The 20,977-nt window shown below is 63.1% G+C and carries 24 protein-coding genes; 17 read left to right on the top strand and 7 right to left on the bottom strand.

What is annotated here, in order from left to right:
- The first annotated feature begins 31 nt into the window (after positions 1 to 31).
- Genes ACQY7X_RS19880 through ACQY7X_RS19845 form a run of 8 tightly spaced genes read left to right on the top strand, consistent with a single transcriptional unit; the run spans position 32 to position 5,622 of the window.
- Positions 32 to 814, top strand: a complete 783-nt coding sequence (locus ACQY7X_RS19880; RefSeq protein WP_428247161.1) for an ABC transporter ATP-binding protein — start codon at positions 32 to 34, stop codon at positions 812 to 814.
- A complete protein-coding gene (locus tag ACQY7X_RS19875) occupies positions 807 to 1,532 on the top strand; it encodes an ABC transporter ATP-binding protein (RefSeq protein ID WP_428247159.1) in 726 nt (241 codons plus the stop codon). The genes ACQY7X_RS19880 and ACQY7X_RS19875 overlap by 8 nt, the downstream gene beginning before the upstream one ends.
- Positions 1,529 to 2,533, top strand: coding sequence for a branched-chain amino acid ABC transporter permease (locus tag ACQY7X_RS19870; RefSeq protein ID WP_428247158.1), 1,005 nt, complete (start codon positions 1,529 to 1,531; stop codon positions 2,531 to 2,533). Before ACQY7X_RS19875 ends, ACQY7X_RS19870 begins: the two co-directional genes overlap by 4 nt.
- Positions 2,534 to 2,548: 15 nt before the next feature.
- Entirely contained in the window at positions 2,549 to 3,616 is a 1,068-nt protein-coding gene (locus tag ACQY7X_RS19865) for a branched-chain amino acid ABC transporter permease (RefSeq protein WP_428247156.1), read from the top strand.
- The gene (locus ACQY7X_RS19860; protein ID WP_428247155.1) at positions 3,613 to 4,452 is read left to right on the top strand and encodes an alpha/beta fold hydrolase; all 840 of its coding nucleotides are present in this window, start codon (positions 3,613 to 3,615) and stop codon (positions 4,450 to 4,452) included. The genes ACQY7X_RS19865 and ACQY7X_RS19860 overlap by 4 nt, the downstream gene beginning before the upstream one ends.
- Before the next feature lie 53 nt (positions 4,453 to 4,505).
- Positions 4,506 to 5,033, top strand: a complete 528-nt coding sequence (locus ACQY7X_RS19855) for a Fur family transcriptional regulator (protein WP_428247154.1) — start codon at positions 4,506 to 4,508, stop codon at positions 5,031 to 5,033.
- A gap of 31 nt (positions 5,034 to 5,064) precedes the next feature.
- Positions 5,065 to 5,334, top strand: a complete 270-nt coding sequence (locus ACQY7X_RS19850; RefSeq protein ID WP_428247153.1) for a CopG family ribbon-helix-helix protein — start codon at positions 5,065 to 5,067, stop codon at positions 5,332 to 5,334.
- A 3-nt stretch (positions 5,335 to 5,337) separates the two neighbouring features.
- Positions 5,338 to 5,622 (top strand): type II toxin-antitoxin system RelE/ParE family toxin, encoded by a 285-nt coding sequence (locus ACQY7X_RS19845; RefSeq protein WP_428247151.1) that lies wholly within the window; start codon positions 5,338 to 5,340, stop codon positions 5,620 to 5,622.
- Between the two features lie 3 nt (positions 5,623 to 5,625).
- On the opposite strand, the gene ACQY7X_RS19840 is transcribed toward ACQY7X_RS19845, so the two are convergent.
- From ACQY7X_RS19840 to metC, 3 genes are read right to left on the bottom strand one after another with little or no spacing between them, the layout of a single operon-like run.
- A complete protein-coding gene (locus tag ACQY7X_RS19840; protein ID WP_428247150.1) occupies positions 5,626 to 6,381 on the bottom strand; it encodes an enoyl-CoA hydratase in 756 nt (251 codons plus the stop codon).
- Between the two features lie 10 nt (positions 6,382 to 6,391).
- Complete coding sequence (locus tag ACQY7X_RS19835; RefSeq protein ID WP_428247148.1) at positions 6,392 to 7,249, bottom strand: glycosyltransferase family 2 protein; 858 nt, start codon at positions 7,247 to 7,249, stop codon at positions 6,392 to 6,394.
- An 8-nt stretch (positions 7,250 to 7,257) separates the two neighbouring features.
- Positions 7,258 to 8,436 (bottom strand): cystathionine beta-lyase, encoded by a 1,179-nt coding sequence (metC, locus tag ACQY7X_RS19830; RefSeq protein WP_428247147.1) that lies wholly within the window; start codon positions 8,434 to 8,436, stop codon positions 7,258 to 7,260.
- A 102-nt stretch (positions 8,437 to 8,538) separates the two neighbouring features.
- On the opposite strand from metC, the gene ACQY7X_RS19825 reads away from it, so the two are divergent.
- From ACQY7X_RS19825 to ACQY7X_RS19785, 9 genes are all read left to right on the top strand, one after another.
- Entirely contained in the window at positions 8,539 to 9,930 is a 1,392-nt protein-coding gene (locus ACQY7X_RS19825; protein ID WP_428247145.1) for a M20 family metallopeptidase, read from the top strand.
- Entirely contained in the window at positions 9,927 to 10,370 is a 444-nt protein-coding gene (locus ACQY7X_RS19820; protein WP_428247143.1) for a YqaA family protein, read from the top strand. The genes ACQY7X_RS19825 and ACQY7X_RS19820 overlap by 4 nt, the downstream gene beginning before the upstream one ends.
- 77 nt (positions 10,371 to 10,447) lie before the next feature.
- Positions 10,448 to 11,470, top strand: a complete 1,023-nt coding sequence (locus tag ACQY7X_RS19815) for an amino acid ABC transporter substrate-binding protein (protein ID WP_428247142.1) — start codon at positions 10,448 to 10,450, stop codon at positions 11,468 to 11,470.
- A gap of 303 nt (positions 11,471 to 11,773) precedes the next feature.
- Complete coding sequence (locus ACQY7X_RS19810; RefSeq protein ID WP_428247140.1) at positions 11,774 to 12,796, top strand: amino acid ABC transporter substrate-binding protein; 1,023 nt, start codon at positions 11,774 to 11,776, stop codon at positions 12,794 to 12,796.
- Between the two features lie 132 nt (positions 12,797 to 12,928).
- A complete protein-coding gene (locus ACQY7X_RS19805; protein ID WP_428247139.1) occupies positions 12,929 to 14,119 on the top strand; it encodes an amino acid ABC transporter permease in 1,191 nt (396 codons plus the stop codon).
- A 1-nt stretch (position 14,120) separates the two neighbouring features.
- A complete protein-coding gene (locus tag ACQY7X_RS19800; protein ID WP_428247137.1) occupies positions 14,121 to 15,209 on the top strand; it encodes an amino acid ABC transporter permease in 1,089 nt (362 codons plus the stop codon).
- A gap of 11 nt (positions 15,210 to 15,220) precedes the next feature.
- The gene (locus tag ACQY7X_RS19795; RefSeq protein ID WP_428247135.1) at positions 15,221 to 15,970 is read left to right on the top strand and encodes an amino acid ABC transporter ATP-binding protein; all 750 of its coding nucleotides are present in this window, start codon (positions 15,221 to 15,223) and stop codon (positions 15,968 to 15,970) included.
- A 117-nt stretch (positions 15,971 to 16,087) separates the two neighbouring features.
- The gene (locus ACQY7X_RS19790) at positions 16,088 to 16,762 is read left to right on the top strand and encodes a DUF1345 domain-containing protein (RefSeq protein WP_428247133.1); all 675 of its coding nucleotides are present in this window, start codon (positions 16,088 to 16,090) and stop codon (positions 16,760 to 16,762) included.
- Positions 16,763 to 16,794: 32 nt separating this feature from the next.
- Entirely contained in the window at positions 16,795 to 17,277 is a 483-nt protein-coding gene (locus ACQY7X_RS19785) for a hypothetical protein (RefSeq protein WP_428247132.1), read from the top strand.
- A gap of 419 nt (positions 17,278 to 17,696) precedes the next feature.
- Here ACQY7X_RS19785 and ACQY7X_RS19780 read toward each other — a convergent pair whose 3' ends face one another.
- Genes ACQY7X_RS19780 through ACQY7X_RS19765 form a run of 4 tightly spaced genes read right to left on the bottom strand, consistent with a single transcriptional unit; the run spans position 17,697 to position 20,937 of the window.
- The gene (locus ACQY7X_RS19780) at positions 17,697 to 18,290 is read right to left on the bottom strand and encodes a GNAT family N-acetyltransferase (RefSeq protein WP_428247130.1); all 594 of its coding nucleotides are present in this window, start codon (positions 18,288 to 18,290) and stop codon (positions 17,697 to 17,699) included.
- 21 nt (positions 18,291 to 18,311) lie between these two features.
- Positions 18,312 to 19,166 (bottom strand): 3-mercaptopyruvate sulfurtransferase, encoded by an 855-nt coding sequence (gene sseA / locus ACQY7X_RS19775; RefSeq protein ID WP_428247129.1) that lies wholly within the window; start codon positions 19,164 to 19,166, stop codon positions 18,312 to 18,314.
- 18 nt (positions 19,167 to 19,184) lie between these two features.
- Entirely contained in the window at positions 19,185 to 19,910 is a 726-nt protein-coding gene (locus ACQY7X_RS19770; RefSeq protein ID WP_428247127.1) for an alanyl-tRNA editing protein, read from the bottom strand.
- A gap of 25 nt (positions 19,911 to 19,935) precedes the next feature.
- Positions 19,936 to 20,937, bottom strand: a complete 1,002-nt coding sequence (locus tag ACQY7X_RS19765) for a cysteine synthase A (RefSeq protein ID WP_428247126.1) — start codon at positions 20,935 to 20,937, stop codon at positions 19,936 to 19,938.
- Positions 20,938 to 20,977 lie beyond the last annotated feature (40 nt).

Here is a 20,977-nt window from a genome sequence, read left to right as displayed (position 1 = left end):
CGCCGCTCCGGTTTTTTCTACTGGAACACCGATGAAGCCTTCGCTTGAAACCCGCGACCTGACGATCCGCTTCGGCGGTCATGTGGCGGTGAACGCGGTAAGCTGTGCCTTCCATCCTGGCACGCTCACCGCCATTGTCGGCCCGAACGGTGCCGGCAAGACCACATATTTCAACCTGATCTCGGGCCAGCTCAAGGCCAGCGCCGGGCAGGTTCTGCTGGGTGATCAGGATATCACCGGCCTGCCGGCTTCGGCCCGCACCAAGCGCGGCATCGGCCGTGCTTTCCAGCTTACAAACCTGTTCCCCAATCTCTCGGTGATGGAGAATGTCCGCCTCGGCGTGCAGAGCCAGGCCGGTGCCGGCATGCAGCTATTGCAGCTTTGGAGCCACCGCCGCGACCTGATCGAGAAGACGGACGAGATTCTTGCCAGCATCAACATGCTGGACAAGCGCGATGCCATCGTCGGCGCACTGCCCCATGGTGATCAGCGCAAGCTGGAAGTGGCTTTGCTCAGCGCACTGGAACCAGAAATCTTCATGTTCGATGAACCGACCGCCGGCATGAGCGTGGATGAAGTGCCCACCGTGCTGGACCTGATCCGGGCCGTGAAGGCGCGCGGCAACAAAACCATTCTTCTCGTCGAGCACAAGATGGATGTGGTCCGCAGCCTGGCCGACCGCATCATCGTGCTGCATAACGGCCAGCTTGTCGCCGATGGCGAACCGGCCGAAGTGATTGCCTCGCCGGTGGTGCAGGAGGCTTATCTCGGTATCAGCCCGGATGCCCAGATGGAGGGCATCGCCCATGGCTGAAGCCTTGCTCGAACTCAAGGGCGTGCATACTCATATCGCCCAGTATCACATCCTGCATGGCGTCGATTTCGCCGTGCCGAAGGGCCAGCTCACCATGCTGCTGGGCCGCAACGGCGCCGGCAAGACCACGACGTTGCGCACCATCATGGGCCTGTGGAAGGCCAGCCAGGGCAGCGTCAGCTTTGCCGGCCGCGACATCACCGCCATGGCGACCCCCGACATCGCCCGCGCCGGCATTGCCTACACGCCGGAGAATATGGGCATCTTCGCTGATCTGACGGTGCGCGAGAACCTGCTGCTGGCGGCGCGCGACGGCGACCTTGATCCGCACCGGCTGAAATGGATTTTCGGTCTGTTCCCGGCGCTGGAAAAATTCTGGTCACTGGCTGCCGGTTCGCTGTCGGGTGGCCAGAAGCAGATGCTGTCGATCGCCCGCGCCATCGTCGAGCCGCGCCAGCTGCTGCTGATCGACGAACCGACCAAGGGTCTGGCACCGGCCATCATCATGAACATGATCAGCGCCTTCCGCGAATTGAAGCAGACCGGCGCCACGATCCTGCTGGTGGAACAGAATTTCATGGCCGCCAAGATGCTCGGCGACACTGTCGCGGTGATGGATGATGGCCGTATCGTGCATCGTGGTGAGATGGCCGAACTGGCCGAGAACAAGGACCTGCAGCAGCGCCTGCTCGGCCTCAGCATGGATGCGCATCAATGACCGCCGCAACCGCTGCCTTGCCCAAGGCAAAGACCGACTGGCTGCCGTTGCTGCTGGTGCCCGCCCTGGCGCTTGGCGCCTTGCCGCTGGTCGGCAATCCCTCCACCTGGGTCACGCTCACGGTGGCAGCGCTTGCCATGGGCATGATGATCTATCTGATGGCATCGGGCCTCACGTTGGTGTTCGGCCTGATGGACGTGTTGAATTTCGGCCATGGCGTGTTCATCTCGTTCGGCGCCTATGTGGCGCTGATCGTGCTGGTGCCGCTGCAGTCATGGGCCGTAGCCGATAATGTCTGGCTCAATATCGGGGTGCTGCTGCTCTGTATCCTGGTTTCCATGATTGTCACCGGCGCGCTCGGTTATTTCTTTGAGCGCGTCATCATCCGCCCGGTTTATGGCCAGCATCTCAAGCAGATCCTGATCACCATGGGCGGCATGATTGTCGCCGAGCAGATGATCCATGTGATCTGGGGCGCCAGCCCGATCCCGATCAAGCTGCCGGAGAGCTTCCGCGGTGCCTTTGTAATCGGCGATGCGGCAATGGAGAAATACCGCGTCATTGCCGTGATCCTCGGCCTGGCGGTGTTCATCGCCATGCATATCGGCCTCAACCGCACCAAGATCGGCCTGCTGATCCGGGCTGGGGTCGAGAATCCGGAAATGGTCGAGGCGCTTGGCTATCGCATCCGCCGTCTGTTCGTCGGCGTGTTCATCGCCGGTTCGGCGCTGGCTGGTCTTGGCGGCGTGCTTTGGGCGTTTTACCGCCAGACACTGACGGCCGGCATGGGCATGGAAGTGAATGTGCTGATCTTCATTGTCATCATCATCGGCGGGCTCGGCTCGGTCGGCGGCTGCTTCGTCGGCTCACTGCTGGTCGCCCTGGTGGCGAATTACACCGGATTCCTGGCGCCGAAACTGGCGCTGGGCAGCAGCATCCTTCTGATGGTGCTGATCCTGCTGTGGCGTCCGCAGGGCCTGTTCCCTGTGGCGAAGCGGTAAGGGGAGGGCAAAACAATGCTGCATAGCCTGCTCTCCGGCGATTTCCCGCGCTCCAAGCCGCTCAGCGCCGTGCTGCTGCTGATCCTGCTCGGGCTTGCCACCACGCCGTTCATCTTCGATGGCAGCCAGCCGCTCAACACGGCGGCGAAAATCTGCATCTTCATCATCCTGGTGGTGAGCTACGATCTGCTGCTGGGCTATACCGGCATCGTTTCTTTCGCCCACACGATGTTCTTCGGCATCGGCGGCTATGGCGTCGCCATCGCGCTCTATGGTTCAGAGCCGAGCTGGAGCCTGCTCGGTATCGGCGTCGCCTCGGCCCTGGTCATCGCCATCCTGCTGGCGCTGCTGATCGGCCTGTTCAGCCTGCGCGTCCGCGCCATCTTCTTTGCCATGATCACGCTGGCGGTGGCTTCCGCCTTTGCCATCCTGGCTTCGCAGCTATCGGATTTCACCGGCGGCGAGGATGGCCGTTCCTTCTCGGTGCCCAGCCTGCTGCGCCGTTCCTTCCGCCCGTTCGAGGATGATTTCCTCGGCGTCACCATCAGCGGCAAGATCATCGCCTATTACCTGCTGTTCCTGATCGCCGTGGTGCTGTTCCTGCTGGCCTTGCGCGTCGTCAATTCGCCCTTTGGCCGTGTGCTGCAGGCGATCCGCGAGAATGAATTCCGCGCTGAGGCGCTTGGATACCGCGTCGTGGTTTATCGGTCGCTTGCCAACTGCCTCTCCGCCGGCATGGCGACGCTGGCCGGTGTGCTGATCGCGCTGTGGAACGGCTATACCAATCCCGATACCACGCTCAGCTTCACCATCATGGTGGATATCCTGCTGATCGTTGTGATCGGCGGCATGGGTACGCTGTATGGCGCGGTGATCGGCGCCACGCTGTTCATCCTCGCGCAGAATTATCTCCAGGTGCTGATGGGGCAGGTGAGCGAGGCAGCGGCTGAAGCCGGTATCCCGCTGCTGCCGCAGTTGTTCCATGCCGACCGCTGGCTGCTCTGGCTCGGCATTCTGTTCGTCCTCAGCGTCTATTATTTCCCCACCGGAATCGTCGGCAAATTGCGGAGCCTCAAGCCGTGACCAGCGCTACCTCGCATTACGTCACCCTCAAGGGCCGTGAACTGCATTATCAGGCATGGGGCAGCAAGGGTGCGCCCCTGGTGATCCTGTGGCACGGCTTCGCGCGCAACAGCTGGGATTTCGCACCGCTCGGCGAGGCCCTGGCGCCGCATTACTATGCCGTGGCGCCGGATACTTTGGGTCGGGGCCTGAGCCAGTGGAGCCCGGCGCCGGAGCAGGAATACACCGTGCCGTTCTATGCCCAGCAGGCACTGGAACTGGCCAATCTGCTTGGCGCCGAAACCCTGCGCTGGGTCGGCACCTCGATGGGCGGCCTGATCGGCATGATGGCGGCTGCCTATACGCTCAAGGGCCGCGTCAGCAAATTGGTGCTCAACGATGTCGGGCCGGAGATCGCACCGGAAGCCGTGCAGCGTATCCTGAGCTATGCCGGCAACCCGCCGAGCTTCGCCAGCATCTCTGAGCTGGAAGCCTACTTCCGCACCATCTATGCCCCCTTCGGGATTGCTTCCGATGCCGGCTGGCGCCGGCTGGTGGAAACCTCCTACCGGCGTCTGCCCGATGGCCGCGTCACGCCGCATTACGATCCGCAGATCGCCGGCATACTGGCCAAGCAGGGCACCGGCGGCGGCGATGCCTGGCCGCTCTATGACAAGATCGAAACGCCGACCCTGCTGCTGCGCGGCGCGGTCTCCGACCTGTTGCTGCCGCGCGTGGCCCAGGCCATGACCGAGCGCGGCCCCAAGGCCCGGCTGGTGGAAATTCCTGGCATCGGCCATGCCCCGGCGCTGGATACTCCGGAGCAGATCGCCCTGATTGCCCAATTCCTGCGCTGACGTAACGCCCCGGGCACCCTATATTAGCAGGGGAATCGTCCAGGAGTTCCGTCATGGCCGCGAGACAGGCCGCCGAGCATCATCATCACGACCATGATCATGCGCATCATCATGCCCATGGCCATGACCATGCCGCCTGCATTGCCGATGCGCTGGGCAAGGCGGAGGCGCATTGCGCCGCCACCGGCGCCAAGCTGACGCCGATCCGCCGCCGCGTGCTGGAACTGATCTGGAACAGCCACAAGCCGGCAGGCGCCTATGACCTGCTGGCCGAACTTGGCCGCGACGGCCAGAAGGTGGCACCGCCTACCGTCTACCGGGCGCTGGATTTCCTGGTCGAGAGCGGTCTGGTGCATCGCGTCGAGAGCCTCAATGCCTTCATCGGCTGTACCGAGCCGGGGCATGAGCGGCACCAGGAAATCTTCCTCTGCCGCGCCTGCGGTACCGCCTTCGAGATCAATGATCCCGAACTCGGCAAACGCATCCAGCATAATGCCGCCTCGCTCGGATTCCTGGTCGAGCGCCAGACCATCGAAGTGGTCGGCCTCTGCCGCGATTGCCGGGATAAAGCGGCAGCTTGATTTCGTATTACATTGTATTACAATGTAATGCATGGTCAAAAGCAACACCATCACCGCCCGTATCGATCCAGAGCTGGACGCCGCGCTGGCGCGCATCGCGGATAGCCAGGGCCGCAGCAAATCGGCCGTCATCACCGAGGCTTTGCAAAGCTATGCAAGCTACGATGCCTGGGTTCGCGCCCAGGTACAGGAAGGGCTGGATGATCTGGCAGCGGGCCGGGTTCACAGCCATGAGGAAGTGACGGCGGAAATGGATGCCATCATTGCAGCGGCAATAGCCAAGAAGCGCAGTGCCGCTTGATCCATGCGGATCATCTGGTCGAGTTCAGCTAAACGTGACCTCGCCAGGATCATTGCTCATATAGCGGAAGACAATCCGATTGAGGCACGCCGGATCGGCCAGCGGCTGCTAGCGGCGCCCCAGGCATTGTCGCGGCATCCATTCCGTGGCCGGCCAGGGCGTTGGCAGGATAGCCGCGAATATGTTTTGCCTCGATTGCCATGGTTCTTTGTCTACACGATAACCTCAGAAGGTATATCCATAGTCCGCCTGCTGCATGGCGCGCAGGATTGGCCGCCAAAGGGGTAAGTCTCAGCTAAATTTCGGCGCGCGCTTCTCGAAGAAGGCGGTCATCGCCTCGCGTGCTTCCGCTGATTTCAGCTGCTGCTCGAACAGCGTGGTTTCGGCGGCGATCTGGCCAGGCACATCGCCGGTATGATGCTTCATCAGCCGCTTGGTGAATTTCAGTGCGTTGGGCGCCTTGCGTGCCAGCTTGGCAGCCTGCGCCATGGTGAAATCCAGCACTTCATCCTCGGGCAGCACGGCATTCACCATGCCGATTTCCTTGGCTGCCGCCGCATCGAAAGCTTCCGCCAGCAGAAACAGTTCCGCCGCCTTCTGATGCCCGACCAGGCGTGGCAGCAGCATGGTCGAAGCTGCTTCCGGCACCAGGGCCAGATTGGTGAAGGTGAAGTTGAAGCGCGCGCTGGGGGCGGCATAGACCAGATCGCAATGCAGCAGCATGGTGCTGCCGACGCCGACCGCCGGGCCACGCACCGCCGCCAGCAGCGGCTTCTCGGCTTCGCTGATGGCTTTGAGGAAGCGCAGCGAGGGGCGGTCATCGCCGCGTGGCGCATTGTTGAGAAAATCTTTCAGGTCGTTGCCCGAAGTGAAGCTGCCGCCGGCGCCGGTCAGCACCATGGCCCGCACGGCGGGATCAGCATCACCGGCGCGCAGCGCCTGGGCCAGTCCGTCATACATCGCCAGGGTGAGGGCATTCTTCTTGTCCGGCCGGTTCAGCGTGATCACCTTAACGCCGTCGCGGATCTCGCTCAGGATGTCGCTCATTGTCCTCACCTCAGAATTTTGTTGGCGGTCTTTGGCCGCAGAGAAACAGCAGGAAGCCTTTGGCCAGGGCACTGTCGCGCAATGCTTTCTTGCGGTTGCCGGTGATGTGGTAGAGCAGGGCCTTAACACCGCGCAGGAACAACAATGAAAGACCGTGGCGCCAGGTGGCGGCAGCGCCGTTGAATTTCTGTTCCAGATAGAGCCGCGACCAGGCGAAATGCCAGTTCTTGAAGCGCTGCAGAGCATCGCTCGGCCCGGAAGAGCCCCCACCGATATGGCGCGCGCGCGCCGCGTTCACCCGCACCAGGGCATGGCCGGCCTGACGCAGCCGCAGGCTCAGGTCGTCATCCTCGAAATACATGAAGATGTTCGGATCGAAGCCGCCGACAGCATCAAAGGCCGGCTTGCGCAGCAGCAGCACGGCGCCGGAGAGGAAATTGGCGCAGAGATCGCCTTCCGGGTCTGGCTCGCCGCGCCGCTTCGGCAGGGCGCGCTTCTCGAACAATCCGGCGTCATGGCTCGGCTCGACGCTGCCATCCGGGGTGAGGATCGCCGGCATCAGCAGCGCAGCTTCCGGGTAGGCCTGGCTGGCGGCGAGCAGTTTTTCCACTGCGCCCGGTTCCAGCACCGCATCGGGATTGACCAGCAGCACAAGGTCATGCTTCGCCGCAGCCACGCCGGTATTGCAGCCGCACCCGAAGCCCAGGTTATCCGGGTTGCGGATATAGCGGATGCCCGGGCGCTGTTGCAGCCGGTTGTCGGCGGCATTGTCCACCACAACGATATCGTCGATACCGGCCAGACTTTGCAGGCAGGCTTCGATAACGGCGCCGCTGTTATAGACGACGATGACGGCTGAGCAGGCCATTGGCCGGCTCAACCCGCCTTGTGCAGCCGTTCGAAGCCGGCCTTGAGGTCGGCGCGCAGATCATCCACCGCCTCAAGCCCGATATGCAGGCGCAGCAGCGGCCCCTTATCGGTCCAGGGATTGGCGGTGCGCAGCCGGTGCGGTGCCGCCACGGTGACCAGGCTTTCAAAGCCGCCCCAGGAATAGCCGATGCCGAACAGTTCCAGGTGATCGACGAAGGCCGCCACCTGGGCTTCGTTAAAGCTCTTTTTCAGTTCAAAGGCGAATAGGCCGCAGGCGCCGAGGAAGTCGCGCCGCCACAGCGTATGGCCCGGATCCTGGGGCAGGGCGGGGTGATACACGGCTTCCACTTCATTCAGGCCGCGCAGCCAATGGGCGATTTCGATGCCGCTGCGCATATGGCGCTCCAGCCGCACCGCCATGGTGCGCAGGCCGCGCAGGCCGAGATAGACCTCGTCCGGCCCCGCCGCCGTGCCGGTGGCGCGGGTGGTTTCGCGCAGGGCCGGCCAGGCTTCCTTGGTGGCGATGACGACGCCGAGCTGGGCATCGGAATGGCCGACGATGTATTTCGTCGCCGAATGGATCGAGAGATCGACGCCATGCTGGAAGCTCTTGAAGTACAGCGGCGTGCCCCAGGTGTTGTCCAGCAGCAGCTTGGCGCCGCGCTTATGGGCAATCTCGGCGATGGCCGGAATGTCCTGCACCTCGAAGGTCAGCGAGCCAGGGCTTTCGGTGAAGATCGCCGTGGTGTTCGAGCGGAACAGCTCGGCCACGCCGGCACCGATGGTCGGATCGTAATAGGTGGTCTCGACGCCGTAGCGCTTCAGCACCGTGTCGCAGAAATGCCGCGTCGGGCCATAGGCGGTATCCACCATCAGCAGATGGTCGCCGGCCTTCAGCACCGCCAGCAGCGCACCGGCGCAGGCGGCGGCACCGGACGGGAAGCCCATGGCGCGATAGCCGCCTTCCAGTTCGGCGAGGGTATTCTCGAAGGCATAGGTCAGGGGCGTACCGATGCGGCCATAGCTGACCACCTGCTCATCGCGCTCGCGCGCCGCCTGCACCTGCTTCAGGGTCTTGAGGTCGGGCTGCAGGATGGTGGAGGCGCGGTAGACCGGGATATTCACCACACCGTGGTGGCCTTCCGGGTCGCGGCCCAGGGTGGCGAGCTTGGTTTCGTCTTGCATGGCTTACTCCGTGTGAGGGCCGACTATCGCAAAGCCGGCTGGCGCTTTCCAGCCCGAGGCCGGGGTTGTATGTAGGGATATGATCTCCTGGGAGAGGCCGATATGACCCGCGAAGCCGCCATCCGCGCCGCCACCGCCTATCTGGACGAGGGTGGCTTCACCGCCGACCTGACCCGCCGCGTCGCGATCCCGACCGAGAGCCAGAACCCGGACCGCAAGGCGGTGCTGGGTGATTATCTGGAAAAGGAAATGCGCGGCAGCCTGGAGGCCCTGGGCTTCACCTGCCAGACCTTCCCCAATCCGGCGCCCAATGGCGGCCCGTTCCTGGTCGCCACGCGGCGCGAGCCGGGGGCAAAGCACACGCTGTTCTCCTACGGCCATGGCGATGTGATCCGGGGCCAGGATGCGCAATGGCGCAGCGGCCTGTCGCCGTGGAGCATCGTGCAGGAAGGCGAGAAGCTCTATGGCCGTGGCACCGCCGACAACAAGGGCCAGCATACGGTGAACATCGCCGCGCTGGCGGCGGTGCTGAAGGCACGCGGCGGCACACTCGGCTTCAACGTGGTGCTGCTGATCGAGACCGGCGAGGAAGTCGGTTCGCCGGGCCTTGATGCCTTCTGCAAATCGCAGCGCCAGGCCTGGGGTGCCGATCTGTTTCTCGCCTCCGATGGCCCGCGCCTGTCGCCGGAGCGGCCGACGCTGTATTGCGGCTCGCGCGGCGCGATGAATTTCGATCTCTCCATCGACCTGCGGGCCGGCGCGCATCACTCCGGCAACTGGGGCGGCCTGCTGGCCGATCCCGGCATCCTGCTGGCTCATGCCATTGCTTCCATCGCCGGCCCCACGGGGCAGATACGCATCCCGGAATGGGTGCCGAAGGAATTGCCGGCCTCGGTGCGCGCGGCCTTGGCCGATTGCACAGTAGGCGGCGGTTCCGATGGACCCAGCGTTGACGCCTGGTGGGGCGAGCCCGGACTGAGCCCGCCGGAGCGCGTCTATGGCTGGTGCAGCTTCGATGTGCTGGCATTCAAGACCGGCAACCCGGAAGCGCCGGTGAATGCGATTCCCGGCAAGGCCACGGCGCATTGCCAGATCCGTTTCGTGGTTGGCACCAACCCGGAGGATTTCCTCCCCGCGCTGCGCCGCCATCTCAACCGCCAGGGCCTTGGCATGGTGCAGGTGGAACTGGCGCGCACCGAGTATTTCCGCGCCACCCGCCTCGATCCCGAACATCCCTATGTGAAATGGGCGCTGGCCTCGGTGGCCCGCACCACGGGCGCGAAGCCGGCCTTGCTGCCCAATCTCGGCGGCTCGCTGCCCAATGACGTGTTCTCGGAAACCCTGGCTCTGCCCACTGTATGGGTGCCGCATTCCTATGCCGCCTGCTCGCAGCATGCGCCCAATGAGCATGTGCTGCTGCCGGTGATGCGTGAGGGCCTGGCGATGATGGCTGGCCTGTTCTGGGATCTTGGCGAAGCCTCGCCGCTGAATTGAGCGAATCCGCGCTCTCCCTGGCCGGGCTTTTCGCCTGGTCATTCCTGGCGGCCAGCATCGTGCCGGTGCCGTCCGAACCGGCGCTGGTGGCAGCGCAGCAGGCCGGCTGGGCGCCGCTCTGGCTGCTCATTACCGTAGCGTCAACCGGCAACACGCTGGGTGCCTGCCTCAACTGGTGGCTCGGCCTTTATGTTGAACGTTTCCGAGGGCGGCGCTGGTTTCCGGTTAAGCCGGCGCAGCTTGAGCGCGCCTCGGTCCGTTTCCAGCGCTATGGCGGCTGGTGCCTGCTGCTCTCCTGGATGCCGGTGATCGGCGACCCGCTCACTTTCGCTGCGGGTCTGCTGCGTTACCCGTTCTGGCGTTTCCTGCCCATCGTTGCTCTGGCCAAGACAGCACGCTATGCCGTGGTTCTCGGACTTGCCGGAGCACTCCTGCAATAATCCACAGGCTTGCAATAAGCACGCGGGCCGTCCAAAGTCGCCTGTCACAAAAATGTAATAAATAGGGGCGACACATCATGACGATCCTCAAGACGCTGGCGGTTACCGCCGGCTTGCTGCTGGCTGCCGGCACCGCCCAGGCGGGCGCCACCTTTGATGCGGTGAAGGCGCGCGGTGTCCTGCAATGCGGCGTCAACACCTCGCTGGGTGGTTTCAGCGCGCCGGACAGCAGAGGCGAGTGGAAGGGGCTTGATGTCGATGTTTGCCGCGCCGTGGCCGCTGCTATGTTCGGCGATGCCACCAAGGTGCGCTATACCGCTCTGACTTCCCCGGCACGGCTGCCCGCTTTGCAGACTGGCGAAGTCGACATGCTGTCGCGCAACACCACGCTGACCCTGCAGCGCGATGCCGCCATCGGCCTCAATCCCACTGGCGTAACCTTCTATGACGGCCAGGGCTTCCTGGTGCCGGTCAAGCTGGGGGTGAAAAGCGCCAAGCAGCTTTCGGGCGCCAGCGTCTGCGTGCAGTCCGGTTCCACCACCGAACTGAACCTCGCCGATTACTTCCGCACCCATAAGCTCGAACTGCGCCCCGTGGTGTTCGAGAAGCTGGAGGAACTGGTCGCCGCCTTCTTCGCCGGCCGCTGCGATGTTTATACGTCCGATATGTCCCAGCTTGCCTCGGCACGCTCGCTCCAGACGCCGAAGCCGGAAGATTACATGCTGCTGCCGGAAGTGATCTCGAAGGAGCCGCTCGGTCCCTTCGTGCGCCATGGCGACGACCAGTGGATGGACGTGGTGCGCTGGGCGCTGTTCGCCATGATCGAGGGCGAGGAATACGGCATTACCTCGGCCAATGTCGACCAGATGGTGGCTTCCTCCACGGATCCGAACGTGAAGCGCATCCTGGGTGTCACGCCGGGCATGGGCAAGGCGCTCGGCGTCGATGAGAAGTGGGCCTATAACATCATCAAGCAGGTCGGCAATTACGGCGAAAGCTTCGAGCGTAATGTGGGCAAGGGCAGCGCCCTGAAGCTGGATCGTGGCGCCAATGCGCTGTGGAACAAGGGCGGCCTGATGTACGCCTGGCCCATCCGGTAAACGCACTAGACTAAAGTCGCACTGCCGCATTCGCGGGCAATCGCGCTGATTCTGTGCAGGCGGCGGACCGGTTCTGTGTCCGCCGTCCATTGTGCACCGCAAAATCAGCCGATTTTGCGGTTGGTACAAAAACTGCTAATCAAACCGGCACTTGGTTCTATGCCCATGGTGATTGCACGTTACGGTGACCGTGGAATAGGCTGGGTTGCTGGTGATGGCGCAAAAGTGTAATTTCACGCCAGGGTTTGTGGGAACCAAATCCAAAACCGGCAATTGTTTAGTCAACAGGGAAGGGGATAACCCATGCATTTTCTGAAATCGGCCGCTGCGGCTGCCGTCCTCGTCGTGGCTGCTTCGGCTGCTCATGCCGGCCCGACGCTGGATGCGGTCAAGGCCCGCGGCAAGGTCATCTGCGGCGTTTCCACCGGCGTGTCGGGCTTCAGCGCCCCGGATAGCCAGGGCAAGTGGTCGGGCATCGACGTCGACGTCTGCCGCTCCATCGCTGCCGCGCTGTTCGGCGATGCCGCCAAGTTCGAAGTCGTGGCGCTCACCCCGGTGCAGCGTTTCACCGCGTTGCAGTCGGGTGAAATCGACGTGCTGACGCGCAACACCACGCTGTCGCTGCAGCGTGATACCGCGCTGGGCCTCAATGCCGTGGCGGTGAACTTCTACGACGGTCAGGGCTTCATGGTTCCGGCAAAGCTCGGCGTGAAGAGCGCCAAGGAGCTGAACGGTGCCACCGTCTGCGTGCAGCCGGGCACCACCACCGAGCTGAACCTCGCCGACTACTTCCGCGCCAACAAGCTGACCTTCAAGCCGGTGGTCATCGAGAAGCAGGATGAAGTCGTGGGCGCCTATGTATCTGGCCGTTGCGACGTGTTCACCACGGACCGTTCGCAGCTCGCCTCGGTGCGCGCCACCCAGACGCCGAAGCCGGAAGAGCATATCCTGCTGCCGGAAGTGATCTCGAAGGAGCCGCTCGGCCCGATGGTCCGCCATGGTGATGACCAGTGGATGGACGTGGTGCGCTGGTCGCTCTTCGCCATGATCGAGGGTGAGGAATACGGCATCACTTCGGCCAATGTTGATCAGATGGCGTCCTCCTCCACCGATCCGAACGTGAAGCGCATCCTGGGTGCCACCCCGGGCATGGGCAAGGCGCTCGGCGTCGATGAGAAGTGGGCCTACAACATCATCAAGCAGGTCGGCAATTACGGTGAAAGCTTCGAGCGCAATGTCGGCAAGGGCAGCGCCCTGAAGCTGGATCGCGGCCCGAATGAACAGTGGAACAAGGGCGGCCTGCTCTACGCCTGGCCGATCCGTTGATCTGAAGGTTTGCGCGGCGGCCTGGGGGCAGGGACTCCCCCAGGCCGTTTGCGTATCGAAAGAACGCTTGTCGAGTAAATCCCGTCGGATGTCGCCGCCGGGGCAGTTCAACACTCAAGCCATGGGGGGCACATGGCTCAATCGGGGATGGCAGGTTCGGCGCCACCAAAGCGCAACCTGAGTTGGAACGATCCGACGGTGCGTGCCGTCGTGTATCAGGTCTTGGCCCTGGGGCTTGTTGCCCTGGGCATCTGGTACCTGGTCAGCAACACGCTGCATAACCTGGAAACGCGCAAGATCGCGTCAGGTTTCGATTTTCTCAGCCGTGAAGCCGGCTTCGCCATCGGCGAAAGCCCGATCTATTTCGGCCCGGAAAACACCTATGCCCGCGCCATTCTGGTCGGCATCCTGAACACGCTGCGTGTCGCCGTGGTCGGCATCATCCTGGCCACGCTGCTCGGCACCGTCATGGGTATCGCCAGGCTGTCGAAGAACTGGCTGGTGGCCAAGGTCGCCTCGGTCTATGTCGAGGTGGTGCGCAACGTGCCGCTGCTGCTGCAGCTGTTCTTCTGGTACGCGCTGATCACCGAACTCGCGCCAGGCCCGCGCCAGGCGCTGAACCCGATCACCGGCGTGTTCATCTCGAACCGCGGCATCAAGGTGCCGGCGCCAACCGATCATTTCGCCTTTGATCTTGCCGGCATCGGCTTCCTGCTCGCCATCGTGGTCTGCATCTTCGTCGCACGCTGGGCGCGCAAGCGCCAGGAAGCGACTGGCCAGGCTTTCCCCCTGATCCGCGCCAATATCGCGCTGCTTGTCGGCCTGCCGATCATCGGCTGGCTGATCGGCGGCGCGCCGATGGAACTGGACGTGCCGAAACTGGCCGGCTTCAATTTCTCCGGCGGCGCCACGCTGACGCCGGAATATGCCGCCCTGCTGCTCGGCCTCATCATCTATACCGGCGGTTTCATCGCCGAGGTGGTGCGGTCCGGCATCCAGGCGGTCTATTACGGCCAATGGGAAGCTGCCTCGGCGCTTGGCCTCAAGCGTAGCCTGGTGCTGCGCCTGGTGGTGCTGCCGCAGGCCTTGCGCGTCATCATCCCGCCGATGACCAGCCAGTATCTCAACATCACCAAGAACTCGTCGCTCGCCATCGCCATCGGCTATCCCGATATCGTGTCGATCGCCAACACCACGCTGAACCAGACCGGACAGGCAATCGAGGGCATCCTGATCATCATGGGTGTCTATCTCTCCGTCAGCCTGTCGATCTCGATGTTCATGAACTGGTACAACAAGCACATCGCCCTGGTGGAGCGCTGACATGGCCGCAGCTACCGAAACCATGAGCCCGCCGGCCAGCCAGACCGGCATCATCGGTTGGGCACGGGAGAAACTGTTCTCCTCGCCGCTCAACATCATGCTCACCCTGCTCGTCGTCTTCATCCTGCTGTCGACGGTGCCGGGCTTTATCGAATGGGCCTTGATCAAGGCCAAATGGACCGCACCGACCGCCGATGCCTGCCGTGGCAGTGGTGGTGCCTGCTGGGCCTTCATCGTCGAGAAGCACCGCCTGATCCTGTTCGGCCTCTACCCGTATGAAGAACAGTGGCGGCCGCTGCTGGCGGCGGCGATCAACATTGCGCTGATCATCGCCAGCTGCATGCGGCGCTTCTGGAACATGAAGCTGCTCTATATCTGGGTCGGCGGCCTCACCAGCATCGCGGTGCTGATGTGGGGTGGCGTGCTGGGCCTCAGCTATGTGCAGAACACCAACTGGGGTGGCCTGCCGCTTACCCTGATCCTCGCTACTTTCGGCATCGGCTTCGCTTTCCCGTTCGGCCTGGTGCTGGCGCTGGGCCGGCGCTCCAAGATGCCGGCGATCAAGACGCTCTGCGTGGTCTATATCGAGCTGATCCGTGGCGTGCCGCTGATCTCGCTGCTGTTCATGTCGTCGATCATGCTGCCGCTGTTCTTCCCTGAAGGCGTCAGCATCGACAAGCTGCTGCGTGCGCAGCTTGCCATCGTGCTGTTCTCGGCGGCCTATATTGCCGAGGTGGTACGCGGCGGCTTGCAGGCGATCCCGAAGGGCCAGTATGAGGCCGCCGATGCGCTTGGCCTGAGCTACTGGGGCAAGATGGGCCGCATCATCCTGCCGCAGGCGCTGAAGATCGTGATTCCGCCGATGGTCAGCCTGTTCATCGCGGTGTTCAAGGATACCTCGCTGGTGGTGATCATCGGCATCTTCGATCTGATGAACGCCACCAAGGCTTCGCTCACCGATACCGCCTGGAAGGGCTTCTCGGTGGAGGCCTATATCTTCGTCTCGATCATCTATTTCGCCTTCTGCTACTCGATGTCGAAATACAGCCAGGCACTCGAGGCCCGGCTCGCCACCGGGCATAAGCGCTGAGGAGTTCAAGCATGGCCAATCCGTCTTCCCCCACCATCGAACTGCGCAACGTCAACAAGTGGTACGGCCAGTTCCATGTGCTGCGCAATATCAACCTCAACGTCCGCAAGGGCGAGCGTATCGTGATCTGCGGTCCCTCGGGTTCCGGCAAGTCCACCATGATCCGTTGCATCAACCGGCTGGAGGAACACCAGCAGGGCCAGATCATGGTTGATGGCACCGAGCTGACCAACGACCTGAAGAATATCGAAGTGATCCGCCGCGATGTCGGCATGGTGTTCCAGCACTTCAATCTCTTCCCGCATCTCACCGTGCTGGAGAACCTGACCCTGGCGCCGATCTGGGTGCTGAAGAAGCCGAAGGCCGAGGCCGAGGCGACGGCGATGAAGTATCTGGAGCGCGTGCGCATCCCGGATCAGGCGAAGAAGTTCCCCGGCCAGCTTTCCGGCGGCCAGCAGCAGCGCGTCGCCATCGCGCGTTCGCTGTGCATGAACCCGAAGATCATGCTGTTCGATGAGCCGACCTCGGCGCTCGACCCGGAAATGGTCAAGGAAGTGCTGGACGTGATGATCGGCCTGGCGGAAGAGGGCGGCATGACCATGCTTTGCGTCACCCACGAAATGGGTTTCGCCAAGGCCGTGGCACATCGCGTGATCTTCATGGACCGTGGCGAGATCGTGGAGCAGAACACGCCCGACGAGTTCTTCTCCAACCCGCAGAACGAGCGCACCAAGACCTTCCTGGGCCAGATCCTGCACTGAGTTTCCGGCAAGCCGGCCAAACCAAGGAAGCGGGGCCAGGTGCCCCGCTTTTTTGTTGCCTCGTGCCATGGGGGCCGGCGGCTTGCCAGCCGGCGGGTGGCGGAGGATCATTCAGCCATGGCACCGATCCCCTTTCTTCACACCATGCCAGCGGCGCAACGGCTGCTGCTGGCAGCTGCCCTAGGACTGGCAGCCTATTTATTCCCCCTGGCAAGTCTGGACACCGGGCTGCGGCTGATTTCGGCCTGGATTGCCGGTTCCGGAGCCTATCTGCTGCTTTGCTGGATCGCCATGCAGGGCGTCACCCCGGCGGCGCTCCGCCGCCGCGCCCAGGCGCTGGATGGCCGGGGGGCACTGGTGATGCTGCTGATCGTGGCGGCGGCCATTGCCAGCATGGCGGCGCTGGGCTTCCTGGTGTTGCAGAAGGAGCAGCAGCAGGGGGCGGCCCTGGCGCTGCGGCTGGGCCTCGGTGTTGCCGGCATGGTTTTGGCCTGGCTGCTGATCCATGTGGTATTCGCCATGCATTACGCCCACCTGTTCTATGGCGACGACAAGGCCACCCAGGACCCTGATGACATGAAGGGCGGCCTGGATTTCCCCGGGCGGGAGAAGCCGGATTATGGTGACTTCCTCTATTTCAGTTTCGTCGTCGGCATGACCTGCCAGGTCTCTGATGTGCAGGTGACCGGCCGGCATATGCGCCGGCTGACCCTGCTGCACGGCATCCTGTCCTTCTTCTTCAATACCGCCATCCTGGCGCTCAGCATCAACATGGTGGCCGGGGCGGTCTGAGCGGTATACTGGCGGGCAGGGAGGAACCTGCCATGCGCGCCACGCTGCTAAGCCTCGTCCTGTCCGTTCTGTCATTTTCTGCCCAGGCGGCCGACTGGCCCGCCGTCGATCCGCCTGCCGGCTATCGCCTGCTTGGCGCCACCCAGCCAGGGCAGGGCGCTTGCAGCACCACGCCTCTCTGTACAGTCGAAACCCTGCTGGCCTGCTTCTCCCGCCGGGATGAAGCCCTCTGCCGCGCCGTCTGGCCCGCCGCGCCTCCGGGGGTATTGTTTGGGGCAGAGCAGCGCCGCCAGGCCTATTGGTGGAGCTGGCGCGTGGCCGAGGTTGCCCCGCTGGGTAGCGGCGAGGCCGAGATCGCTATAGCTGGACGCCATTGCGGCCTGCTCAGTCAGGCTGAGCCGGTCTGCCGCACCACCCCGGCGCCAGCCACCCGTTACCGGGTCAGCCGCCGCCTGGATGGCCTGGGATGGCAGATTCTGGATTGGCGCTCGCCCACGGAAGCAAACCTGAATTGATCTAATCAAAAGTGTTAGAAAACATGGTTAGTAATCAGTAAATACTAAGTTATTAACGCATGGTTAATTTTCAGGATTATCCATGGCTGCCAGCTTTATCCAACCTGTCTATCGACTTCCATTTCATTGTAATAATAACTATAAATCAATAAGATAATAAATATATATGATGTAATTAATAAGATTAAGGATGGCTATCCGATTCGATCCTGCGTTGCCTCTCCATTCCATGCTGCGATCGGCATGCAGGAGCCGGTGGCTTAAGTTATTGCCACAAGCCACTGAGAGTTATGGTTAATAAATGGTAAATCCGAATTAACGGATCAGGGCGTGTCATAAGGCATACACGGCTCCAGGGCTGGAGCCGGCGGTCAGCAAGGTGACGAGGCAGGGTGACTGGGGCGGGCCGGCGGGGGCCGTCAGATCCGGGGATCGAATACCGCTTCCCGGCTCTGGTAGGGCCGGAAGCCGACCTTCTGATACAGCGGCAAGGCCGCCGGGTGGTCGAGGTTGCAGGTATTCACCGTCAGGCGCGGGATACCCTTGGAGAAGGCGTATTGTACCGCCCAGCGCAGGAACCAGGGGCCGAGGCCACGGCCGAGGCTATCGGGCACCAGGCCGAAATAGGCGATGTTGATGGCGCCGTTCTCGTTGATCGGCGGATCGCGGCGGTCGAGTTCGACATAGCCGGCCGGCACGCCGCCGATATAGGGCACGAATATTTCAACATCATTGTGCTGTATAATATCCGTCAGATCGGCATCCGAGAGGCGGTGCCGTTCCACCCAATGCCACGGCTTGCCCACTGCCGTGTAGAGGTAGCGGTAGTAGCTTGGCGTCGGGTTATCCAGTTTCAGCAGTGCCAGCTTGGCATCCAGCAGCGGTGCCGGGTTCGGCACCTCGGCAGGGGCTGTGGTCATGTCCAGGTAGACCACGGTGACATCGAAGCGCCCATCCGCGCGCTTGCCCGCAGGCGGCAGGCGGAAGATCGGCCGGGCGATGCTGTCGGTCACGGGAGGTCCCGGGGGCCCGGATCAGCGTTCAACCGGCAGGTCGGCGCGGCTGCCCCATTCGGTCCAGGAGCCGTCATAGACCGCAAGCTGGCGATGGCCGAGCAGATGCATGCCCAGCATCAGGATGCAGGCCGAGACGCCGGAGCCGCAGGTGGTGGTGACCGGCTTGGAGAGATCGACACCGGCCTTGCCGAAGATGTCCTTGAGCGCGTCCGCCGACTGGAACAACCCAGTCTTCGGGTCGGTCATCAGCGACGAAGGGACATTCAGCGAGCCGGGGATATGGCCGCCGCGCAGGCCGATGCGGGGCTCCGCCTCGGTAGCCTCGAAGCGCCCCTTGCTGCGGGCATCGACAAGCTGTTCGCGCTGGGCGGTCAGGTTGCTTTTGACCTGCTCGACATCACGCACCAGCAGGTCATTGCGCCGGGCGGTAAAATGGCGCTCGCGCGGCAGCGGCGGCAGGTCCTCTACCGAGCGGCCCTCGGCGCGCCACTTCTTGAAGCCGCCATTCAGCACCGCCACGTCGGTATGGCCGAAAACCCGGAACATCCACCAGGCGCGCGGCGCCGAAAGGTGATTATCGGAGCCGTCATAGACCACGATGCGGTTGCCATCGCCGATGCCCAGGCGGCGCATGCGCGAGGCGAATTTCTCCGGGCTCGGCAGCATATGCGGCAGCGGGCTGTCGCTGTCGGAAATCTCGTCGATATCGAAGAACACGGCACCGGGAATATGGGAATCCCGGTATTCCATCTGGCCGTTGCGGCTCATGGTCGGGAGATACCAGGAAGCATCGACAATGCGCAGGTCCGGCGCCTTCAGATGTTCGGCCAGCCACTCGGTCGATACCAGCGCATCCGGATTCACATACGTCATCGTTTTCCCCCTGTCGGCTTACTGGGCCGCGAATTCGAGATTGACGCGCCGGTTCTGCCGGCCCTTGTTTTCCACCTTGCGCACCAGCACCGGTCCGATCTCGCCGGTGCGTGCCACATGGGTGCCGCCGCAGGCCTGCAGGTCCAGCGGCTTGTCCTGGCCGGCCACCTGGATCAGGCGCACCCGGCCCATGCCCATTGGCGGCTTCACTGCCATGGTTTTCACCAGGTCGGGGCTGTTGAGCAATTCCTCATCGGTGATCCAGCGCGCAGTAACAGCGAGGTCAGCGGCGATCAGCTCGTTCAGCTTGGCCGTCAGCGTGTCCTTGTCCGGGATCTGGTCGGCCATATCGAAATCCAGCCGGCCCTTGCCATCGCCGACCTGGCCGCCGGTGACCGGGAAAGGCACCAGAACTGACAGCAGATGCAGGCAGGTATGCATGCGCATCAGGCGGTGCCGCCGCTCCCAGTCGAGCCTCAGCACGCCCTGGGCGCCAACCTTCAAGGCCGCGCTGCCCGCGCCCGGCTTGTGGATGATACCCTCCGGCCCATCCCCCTTCACCGTGTCGGTGATTTCGACCACGTCGCCATTCTCCAGCACCAACTGGCCGATATCGCCGGGCTGGCCGCCGCCGAGCGGATAGAACACCGTCGCATCGGTCTGGAAGCCGCGCTCATCCACCGCCGTGATGGTGGCGGGGCAATCGGTGCGGTAGGCGTCGTCGCGGAACAGGAAGTCGGTCATCGGGGCGTCAGTTCGGTTGGGGCGGTCAGTTCATCCAGGGGGGGACCGGCAGGTTCTTGCTGCGCAGGAATTCCGGATTGAACAGCTTGCTGGCGTAGCGCGCGCCGCCATCGCAGAGGATGGTGACGATGGTGTGGCCGGGGCCGAGCTTCCTGGCCAGCCGGATCGCGGCGGCGACATTGATGCCCGAGGAAGAACCCAGCACCAAGCCTTCATGCTGCAACAGGTCGAACACGATTGGCAGGGCTTCATCGTCAGGGATCTGGAACGCGTCGTCTGGCGTGATGCCTTCCAGGTTGGCGGTGATGCGGCCCTGGCCGATGCCTTCGGTGATCGAGCTGCCCTCGGCCTTCAGTTCGCCATGCTTGTAGAAGTTATACAAAGCAGCGCCCATCGGATCGGCCAGCGCCACCTGGATTTTCGGATTGCGCTGCTTCAGCGCCATCAGGATGCCGGCGAAGGTGCCGCCGGAGCCGACGGCGCAGGTGAAGCCATCCACCTTGCCTTCGGTCTGGGCCCAGATTTCCGGGCCGGTGGTCTGCACATGCGCCTCGCGGTTGGCGACATTATCGAACTGATTGGCCCAGATAGCGCCGTTCGGCTCGCTCTTGGCGATTTCCTCGGCCAGGCGGCCGGAATATTTCACGTAGTTGTTCGGGTCCTTGTAGGGCACCGCCGGCACCAGGCGCAGATCGGCGCCGCAGAGACGCAGGAAGTCCTTTTTCTCCTGGCTCTGGGTTTCCGGCATCACGATCACGGTACGGTAGCCCAGCGCGTTGCCCACAAGGGCCAGGCCGATGCCGGTATTGCCCGCCGTGCCTTCCACGATGGTGCCGCCCGGGCGCAGCAGGCCCTTGGCCTCGGCGTCGCGCACGATATACAGCGCCGCGCGGTCCTTCACCGAGCCACCGGGATTGAGGAATTCGGCCTTGCCAAGGATGGTGCAGCCGGTCAGTTCCGACGCGCGCTGCAGCTTGATCATCGGGGTATTGCCGATGCTCTCGATAAAGCCGTTACGGTAATCCATGCCACCTGTCCCTTTCGCGAGGGATCAGTCTATACCCAGC

It is taken from the genome of Ferrovibrio sp. (genome assembly GCF_965278975.1).
GTDB lineage: Bacteria > Pseudomonadota > Alphaproteobacteria > Ferrovibrionales > Ferrovibrionaceae > Ferrovibrio.
This window is presented reverse-complemented; position numbering and strand designations above follow the sequence as displayed.